Consider the following 247-nt stretch of genomic DNA (forward strand, 5'->3'; position numbering starts at 1 on the left):
GCCACCGCTTGAGCTTGGCGACGTCAATCTAGCTGAATCCATCAAAGATGTTTTACGTCATCCTACTGTCGCTAGCAAGTCATTCCTCATTAGTATTGGTGACCGCTCTATCACGGGTATGGTGGTGCGTGATCAATATGTTGGTCGCTACCAAGTCCCCGTCGCTGATTGTGCCGTTACCGCTTCAGGTCTTATAGCGTTAGATGGTCAGGTGATGACGGGTGAAGCGATGAGTGTTGGTGAACGT

At 50.2% G+C, this 247-nt stretch carries 1 protein-coding gene; it reads left to right on the plus strand.

Annotated features, from left to right (window positions below; translation table 11 throughout):
• Positions 1-247: hypothetical protein (locus AAEZ06_RS27995; RefSeq protein ID WP_350617438.1), on the plus strand; the 247-nt coding region annotated here is incomplete at both ends.

The sequence above is a fragment of the Pseudomonas sp. HY7a-MNA-CIBAN-0227 genome, assembly GCF_040310325.1.
GTDB lineage: Bacteria > Pseudomonadota > Gammaproteobacteria > Pseudomonadales > Pseudomonadaceae > Aquipseudomonas.